This is a genomic window from Streptomyces malaysiense (genome assembly GCF_000980885.2).
GTDB classification, from domain to species: domain Bacteria; phylum Actinomycetota; class Actinomycetes; order Streptomycetales; family Streptomycetaceae; genus Streptomyces; species Streptomyces malaysiense.
Genome location: NZ_LBDA02000099.1, coordinates 1 through 7,354 on the forward strand (window position 1 = coordinate 1; position 7,354 = coordinate 7,354).

The 7,354-nt window shown below is 66.9% G+C and carries 6 protein-coding genes; all 6 read right to left on the reverse strand.

The features are described 5' to 3' along the window. Window positions 1-41 precede the first annotated feature (41 nt). Window positions 42-440 carry an alpha/beta hydrolase gene (locus VT52_RS39200; protein ID WP_276207993.1) on the reverse strand — a complete coding sequence of 133 codons (399 nt, stop codon included), beginning with the start codon at window positions 438-440 and terminating at the stop codon, window positions 42-44. Beyond that, window positions 437-922, reverse strand: a complete 486-nt coding sequence (locus VT52_RS37685) for a hypothetical protein (protein WP_143070950.1) — start codon at window positions 920-922, stop codon at window positions 437-439. The genes VT52_RS39200 and VT52_RS37685 overlap by 4 nt, the downstream gene beginning before the upstream one ends. A 92-nt stretch (window positions 923-1,014) precedes the next feature. Beyond that, window positions 1,015-2,901 carry an alpha/beta hydrolase gene (locus VT52_RS32055; protein WP_046426743.1) on the reverse strand — a complete coding sequence of 629 codons (1,887 nt, stop codon included), beginning with the start codon at window positions 2,899-2,901 and terminating at the stop codon, window positions 1,015-1,017. A 5-nt stretch (window positions 2,902-2,906) separates the two neighbouring features. After that, window positions 2,907-3,284, reverse strand: a complete 378-nt coding sequence (locus VT52_RS32060) for a hypothetical protein (RefSeq protein ID WP_053055685.1) — start codon at window positions 3,282-3,284, stop codon at window positions 2,907-2,909. A 234-nt stretch (window positions 3,285-3,518) separates the two neighbouring features. Next, window positions 3,519-4,886 (reverse strand): type VII secretion-associated serine protease mycosin, encoded by a 1,368-nt coding sequence (gene mycP / locus VT52_RS32065; RefSeq protein ID WP_046426744.1) that lies wholly within the window; start codon window positions 4,884-4,886, stop codon window positions 3,519-3,521. Between the two features lie 1,688 nt (window positions 4,887-6,574). Next, window positions 6,575-7,114, reverse strand: coding sequence for a hypothetical protein (locus tag VT52_RS32070; RefSeq protein WP_240509962.1), 540 nt, complete (start codon window positions 7,112-7,114; stop codon window positions 6,575-6,577). Window positions 7,115-7,354 lie beyond the last annotated feature (240 nt).

A 7,354-nucleotide genomic window follows, 5' to 3' on the forward strand; every position in this document is an offset into this window, starting at 1 on the left:
CTCCGCATCTCGGGGGAACCTCACGGCGACGATACGCAGGTTCACAGCCAGCCCCGCCGGTCGCCCAGTGCGGTCTGGACCCGCCGCAGGTCCGGCTGCGCGGCGGGAGGCGGGGCCACCCGGTCGAGCACCGAGGCCCATTCCAGGATGATGGTGGCGATCAGTTCGGCTTCATGCTCCCGTGCCTCGTCGTACGAGGTGCGGCGCAGGATGTGCTGGACGGTGTCCGGCCCTGGCGCCTCGGTGGCCTCACGCTCGTGGCCGTGCACCACACCAAGATCCTGCGCCTTCTCGACACCCGTGCTGGGACTTCCGACGAGAATCATTTCATCGGCTTCCGGGATGCCGCCCGGCGCCTGTGTGGCTGCCCCTACCAGGCATGACCCGTATGAGTGGCTGCTCGCTACGAGATACGGGAGGCCATAGCGGCGCGATGTCAGTACTCCTTACTGAGGTCCGTTCCCTTCGGCGCACGGAAACAACCGGAGACGACGCGGATCTGGAGCATGGGCTGCTGAGTTCCGGACGCACCCGTGATATGCAAGGAAGCGTTAACTGAGAACGGTTCCTTATCTGAATCGGCAGTGAGTTCGAGGTTTTTGTTTGCGCTAGCGTCACGGCCGTATGCGACGACTTTCCAGCCGTTCTTGGGCAGACTCTCCCGGAGGCGCTGGAAGCCGGCCTCCAGCTTATCGGGGGCCACTTCGTAGATCGACCAAGGGTGACGCATGCGGTAAAGGTGATCGGGGTCCTCATCACAGAGAGAGACACCAGCACCTCCCTCCGTTACTTTCCCGTCCTTGATTCCAATCAAGTCAAGAATCTGACTGGAGAGGTGATTAGCCTTCGTCCTAGCCTGTTCGACCGCCAGAGTCGTCGGCTCGGCAGTCTTACCTGCATCACTCACGTCTTTGTTTGTCACGTCTTTTGAGCATCCCGTCATGACGAGGGCCACAACACTGGCCGCGGCGCAAAGGGCGAGCCGACGCCGCGGGAACGAATTCCTGAGCGAGTTCAATTGTCTTCCTTAACGTCACCATACTTGCCGACGACAACTGCCCCCTGGTTCTCCAGTGAAACCGACCCCTCATCCCAGTAGCCACTGTGCCCGCTGGTGTTCACATGCATTCGATGCGCCCCGAATGCCTCGTCGGACGGAATGGTCTGGATGTAACCGGCACTGTAGGGAACCCCGTCGTAGTACTGCACGCCCCACTTCTGTCCACCCAAGAACGGTCGGCCGATGTAGGGCACCGGGTCGTCGCTGGCGGCCTCGGACCACACGTGGTTGCTGCCCACGCCCAGGTCGCTTGCGTCGCCCACCAGCATGCCTGGACTGCCAGCGACCACGATGTCGTTGGCCGCGATGTGGTGTTCCTTGGTGGCAGCACCGACAACCGTGGTGCCATAGCTATGGGCGATGACCGTCGTGTGGCTTGACGGCGTGCATGCTTCAGAGCCGCTGCGGGCCGTCTGCAGACCGTCCAGGAAGTTGTTGAGTTTGGGGGCCGAGTCGTAGGCATAGCTCGGCGAAGGGGAATCGGTGACGACATTCTGCGGGGCGTCGTAGCCGATCCAGGTGATGGTAGACGTGGTCTTGTCGGGGGCCTGTGTGTGGGCCTCGTGCCACGTATCCGTCATCCGCTTGATGTCGCCGCCGGCCTTCGCCAGCTGCGCTCCCGTCCCGGGTACGTACACAGCCGTGTTGTCCGCCGTGTCCGGGTTGCCGTTGGCGATGATCGCGTGTCCGAGACCCTTGGTGTCGAAGCCGAGCACGTACGCCTGTGGCAGGCCGGGCTTGCCGTCCGGGCCAGGCACACCGCTTGCGTCCAGCCGGGCCTGGATGTCGTCCATGCCGCTGAGCATGTCCCGCACCCGTACGCCGCCGGCCTTCTGCCATTGCTGCCAGATCGGGTTGACGACGGCTGAGGGAGGGTTGCCGACCCGGACGTACTGCGGCGGCTCGGGCCCCAGTCGCTCGTACTCCTGCGCAAACTGAGCCCGTGTTTCCGCCAGCACGATCCGGTTGGAGGTGTCGCGCACCTCGGACGGCAGGCCGTCGAGCGCGCCGATCTCGGACGGATAGAGGGTCGCGTACTCATCGCGCTGCTCGTCGGTGAGACCGTCCCACCACTTCCTGTTCTCGGCGGGGGACTTTCCGTGCGGGATCTTCTTCTCGTCGAGGTAGTCGCCGACGGTCTTTTGCACGGCCTGCAGGTCTTTGGCCGCGTCGATCAGCATGTCGTCGGTGACGTCGAGCCCGGCCGGGGCCTTGAGCTTGCGGAGCACGGATGCGTAGCGCGCGTCGATCTCGCCTGCCTCGCGCACAGCGCTCGCGATTTGTTCCGCGACGCTCTCGGCCATGGCCTTGTTGGGATTGCCGCCGCCTTCGCCCTTGCCCGGTAGGTAAGGGACCGGTGCGCCCGCTCGCGCTGTGCCACCGCCCTCACCGGGGGCGAACGGCACGATAGGGCCTGCTGGCGACGTGCCTGGGGCGTACGGCCCGTAAGGGACGGGCGCCGGGGTGCCGTCCTTCGAGATGGGCGGGGGATACGTCACCGAACCGTCCTCGTTCACCGTGAACTTGAACGCCTCGGCGTCTTCCAACGCCTGCTTCAGCTTTCGCTGAGGTCCTTCCAGGTCGGCGGCGAGGGACTCCAGCGTGGTCCGGATCAGACCGCACTCACCGTGGATGTACTGGTAGTTACGACTTAGCCGGTCCAGGTCGCCGGCCGCCTTGGTGGCCGTCTCCCCCTTCTGGGTGGACCGGACTGGAATCGTCATCTCCCGGTCGACCCGAAGTCGGGCGGCGTCCGCGCGGTGGCTTACCTTGCCCCATCCGCCGGCGGCGTCCCGGTACTCGGACAGCTTCAGGTCCCGAAGTTGCTGCCATGTGGACACCGGCCTCACCTTGCCCAATCCGGGCGGTTGCCCACGTGAACTCCACCCACTCGGCCCCCGACGTGCTGGTCGACCTCACCGAAGTGCTTCCCGGTCTTGGCCAGGGTTCCGTGCAGCCGGCCGCATTCGTTCCGGACAGCGGTGAGCCGAGCATCCCAGGTGGCGCGTATCTCATTCAGCGCGGCCGTACAGTCGAATCCCTCAGTGCCGCCCGCTAAGCCGGTGCTGGCCTCCTTGAGGTCGGTCAGACCGTTGTTGGTGGCGGTGTGCAGTTCGTCCGCCACGCCGGACGCGCTCGTCCACGGTGTCTTGCTGATCCGCAGGTCGGCGTCGCCGCCCTCGGTGCCACCGCCTCCCCCACCGTTCACGCTCGCCAGTTGCATGCGACTGTGTCCCGCATCGTCGGCGCGGGGCGGAACGCCTACGGCCTTCTCCCAGTCAAACCCCACGCGCTTGTCCTCCCCATGCCATGCGTGGCCCCTCCCCGTGTCTGGTCGTACGTCGCCGAGACGCTGTGAACGCGCCACCGCAGCGCTGCGGTGGTCGAGAAGCACAGTAGTAACGCTGCGTCGAGAGTCCCATCCGTATCAGCCACCAGCCTGTCTGAGTATGCGTACTCAGACAGCGCCAGGTCCTCGATCGGGCGGGGGGAGGTTGTCCGGTGGGACCGGCGGCCCGTACGACGAGGGCGTGAACCCACGTGCGGGGAAGTGCCCTTGGCCCGGGGCGGGCGCGGTCGCTGAGAGCGGCACTGCGGCGGTCCGACGCTTCCGGACGACGACGACAACCGCGATCCCTACTCCGAAAAATACGACAGCGCCGATGCCCAGCGCGATCCAGGGGGTGCTCATGCCCTGGGATGCTGACGCTGCCGCGGGCGAGTTGCCACCCTTGGCCCGGGCATCGGAGCCCTCGGATCCCGAAGCTTTCGGCGAAGCCGACTGAGACGCCGCTGTCTTGAAGTCCGGGAGCGGGTAGACGTTAGCCGGGCCGGGACTGCCGGGGTTCTGCAGGGCGATTCGCGGACGGACAATGCCGTATCCGATGGCGTCGTTGCGCTTGGCTCCGTTGGTGGGGCCGCCGATGGTGTTGAGCATGACGCGGAGGACCTGGCTGTTGGCCCAGTCAGGGTGCTTGGACCAGATCAGGGCGGCGCTGGCCGAAGCGAGGGCGGTGGCGTCACTTGTCCCATGGGTCTCACACAGCCCGGTCTTGCTTCCACAGGCGTGGACCATGTCCTCGCCCGGTGCGGCCATGTCCACCTGAGGGCCGGTCTCGGACTCAGCTGTCCTGTGGAGATCCTTGCCCACGGCCGCCACGCCGACCACGCCCGGCGTGGCGGCCGGGTACATCACCTCGTTGGCCCCGTCTCCGTTGTTTCCGACGGCAGCGAAGATCAACGATCCCTTGTCGAGGGCGTATTTGACCGCTGCGGTCAGCTGCAGTGACCCTTCTGGTGCTCCCTGAGAGATGTTGATGACCTTGGCGTGCTCATCGGCGGCGTATCGGATCGCTTGTGCGACAGCCTCGTTGAAGCGGTTGTCTCCTTCGGCCTGGTTGGCTGCCGTGTCTCCCTTGGGCAGGCGGATGGGGAGAATCTTGGCGCCGGGGGCGAGCCCCAGGGCACCGTTTCCCCCGCCGTACGCGCCTGTTCCTGCGATCAGGCCGGCCATGCCGGTGCCATGACCTTCGTAGTCGGTGTGCTCGTCGCCTGGCTGGTCCGGGGCGAGGTCCTTGCCCTTGAGTACCTGGCCCGTCAGGTCGGGATTCGTGGGATCGACGCCGGTGTCGATCACTGCGACCGTGACGCCCTTGCCGGTGCTGGTCTCCCACATCTGCTCGGCCTTCATGGCGTCGAGGAACCACTCCTCCCGGCGCGTCGACTCCGCTTGCGCCGATACTGCGGCGGCGCCCACCAACAGCAGACCCACGGCAGCTGCTACCGCAGCCTGACGATGCCGGTGGCGCATTCCGCTGGTGAGCATGTATGTCCCTCTCGCTGTTGTTGACCTGTCAGTCGACTACTGGCGGCACATAGCGACGGTCCTGCTGTCGCTGTGCTTCATCCTCGTTCTCGGTGCGGTTGTCGCGTCCGCTCCGTCTCGTGTCGTCGCGTCGGGTGGATGCCCCCTGAGGAGCTTGCCGCGTGCCGCCGCTGCGTGCACCAGCAGCTCGCATGACGGTAGGTTTCCCGCCCGAAATTCCGCCTCGCTCCACAGCGCCGCCTGCCGCGGAAGACGGACGAGTACCCGAGCGCCCCGGCTGCTGCGTGTTGTCGCCGATCACACCGCTGTTCCGCACGGGGAGACGGCCGCCTGGGCCAGGTGCTTGCCGCCCTGCCACCTGCCCCGAAGAGCGAGCACCTGCAGCAAACCCTGCTGGACCGCGAGCGGTCGGTCCCTCGGCACCCACGACCGTCCCCCTGGGGATGGCGCCCTGGGGGTTGCCAGCAGGAGACGGAACCGGTCGGCCGCCGATGACGCCGCGGCTACCGCTCGTCACACGGCCTGGCGGGGATGTGGCTGCTCCCTGTTCGGGCAGGGCCGGGGTCCGGCCTCCGAGTTCAGGCATGGCCGAAGGCCGGCCTCCGATTGGTCGCTGCTGGGGACCAGTTGGCTCCGAAGGCGCGTTCGGGATCGACCGGCTCGAAGGCGTTCTCGGGCTCAGCGGGCTCGGCGTCGCTTTCGGCCCGCTGGTGAACGGCGATGGAAGTGTCCCTGTGGTTGGCGGCGCCGGTGTGACGCCTGCGTCGGCATGGCTTGGGCCCGGGAGACCGGCCGTGATGTTCGGTGTGTGCGGCGCTTGCGGTGGAGAGGCTACCGAGTCGATACCCATCCGCGTGGGCTGCTGCTCCGCCACTACCGGAACGATGTGCGCAGGTGATGCCACAACCGTGGGCTTTCGCACGCCGGCGCCTGGGGCTGGGGCAGCAGCGGAACCCTCCCGACCCTGCGCCACGTGTACGACGGCAGCACCATCAGACGACGAGGCGGGCCCTGGAGGAGACCCGCTTGGGCGCGCCTTAGCCTCACCACCGTCCAACGCATGGGATCCCGACGGCGGCACAATCGCTTTCGGCGGCGGCGGAAACTTCGGCCGCTCGAGCCCGTTCATCTGCGTGGCCGACCACTCGTAGGTCTGCCCCAGCTGCCGCATCTGCGCCGCCGCCTCCAGGCGGACCCTCTCCTTGTGTGCCGCCAGCGCAGCCAGCTCGCTCTTGGCCGCCGCGCTCACCGCTCCCGCGTCCGGGTCGTTGTGCGCTGCGTTTGCCGAGTCCAGGTTCGCCTGTGCTCCCTTGGTGTCGCGCGGGATCGATACCTGCGCGTGCGCGATCGCCCCGGACGCCTCGCTCAGCCACTTGCCAGCGCCTTCGCTGAAGTCACCAAGCCGCAGAGTGGAGTTGGCCAGGTCGGCGGACCAGGTGCGGAACGCGTGCGCGCCCTCGCCCTTCCATTCCACCCACTGCGGACGGACCTTGAGTTCCTCGGCGATCTTGCGGATCTCCTTGGCGGCCGCGGTGAGTCGGTCCGCGGCGGCCTGCACCATGCCGGGGTCGGCCTGGTCGAGCCACGCCAGCATCTGCTCGTGGCTCATGTCCTCGAAGGACGTACCGCCACCGGATCCCTTGCCAGACATCAGAACTCCCCCGTCCCCGTCCGTTCCACCAGATCCATCAGATCGAACCGCCCGCGTCGCCACCCGCTGGCGCCGGCTTCGACGGCTGCCCGGTCTGCGTCCCGTTCCCACTGCCGTGGGCCTTGCTCGGCACTTCAGGGTCGTAACCGCTGCCGTAGCTCTTCGTCGCTTCCGCGCTGATCGCCGCCATGCGGTCACGGACGTCCAGGTCGACGTTCTGGTAGCCCCTGTGTGAGGCCATGACGGCGATGCCCATGCCCTCCATGGAGTCCGACAGCAGCTTCGACAGCGTCTCCAGCTCGCTGATCACCGTCGCGTAGGTGCTGAACAGCCCGGCCGCCTCTGCCCACGCTCCGGCCCCGCCCCCGAACTGATGGCGTGCGAGCTGCTCCTGCCCGATCTTGCCCGGGCCTGCCTGCGAGCCCTTCAGGTCGTGGATCAGGGCGTCGACGCGCTTCTGGAAGGTGGTGAAGGACGACAGTTCCGTGGCCACATCGGCGACGGCCTCCCGTGCCACGCCGAACAGGCCGGACGCCCACGACGTGCCCGACGTCGCCCCGCCATCGCTCGGAAGCACAACACCCTCCCCGTATTGCCAGAACAACCGACGGCTCACATCCGCACCAGCAACTTTAGCTACCAGCAGTGACAGGCCCTGGTCACCCCGTAGCGGCGGGCGACCGAGAACTGGCCATCCGCGTAGGGCCGCTCCGCCCGCAGCCAGGAGGCCAGCGGCTCATCAGGCATGCCACCACCCAACACTCCGGCGTGATGAAGCGCATGAGCACTTGTACTCAGCTTGGCGTTTAACCTCGCT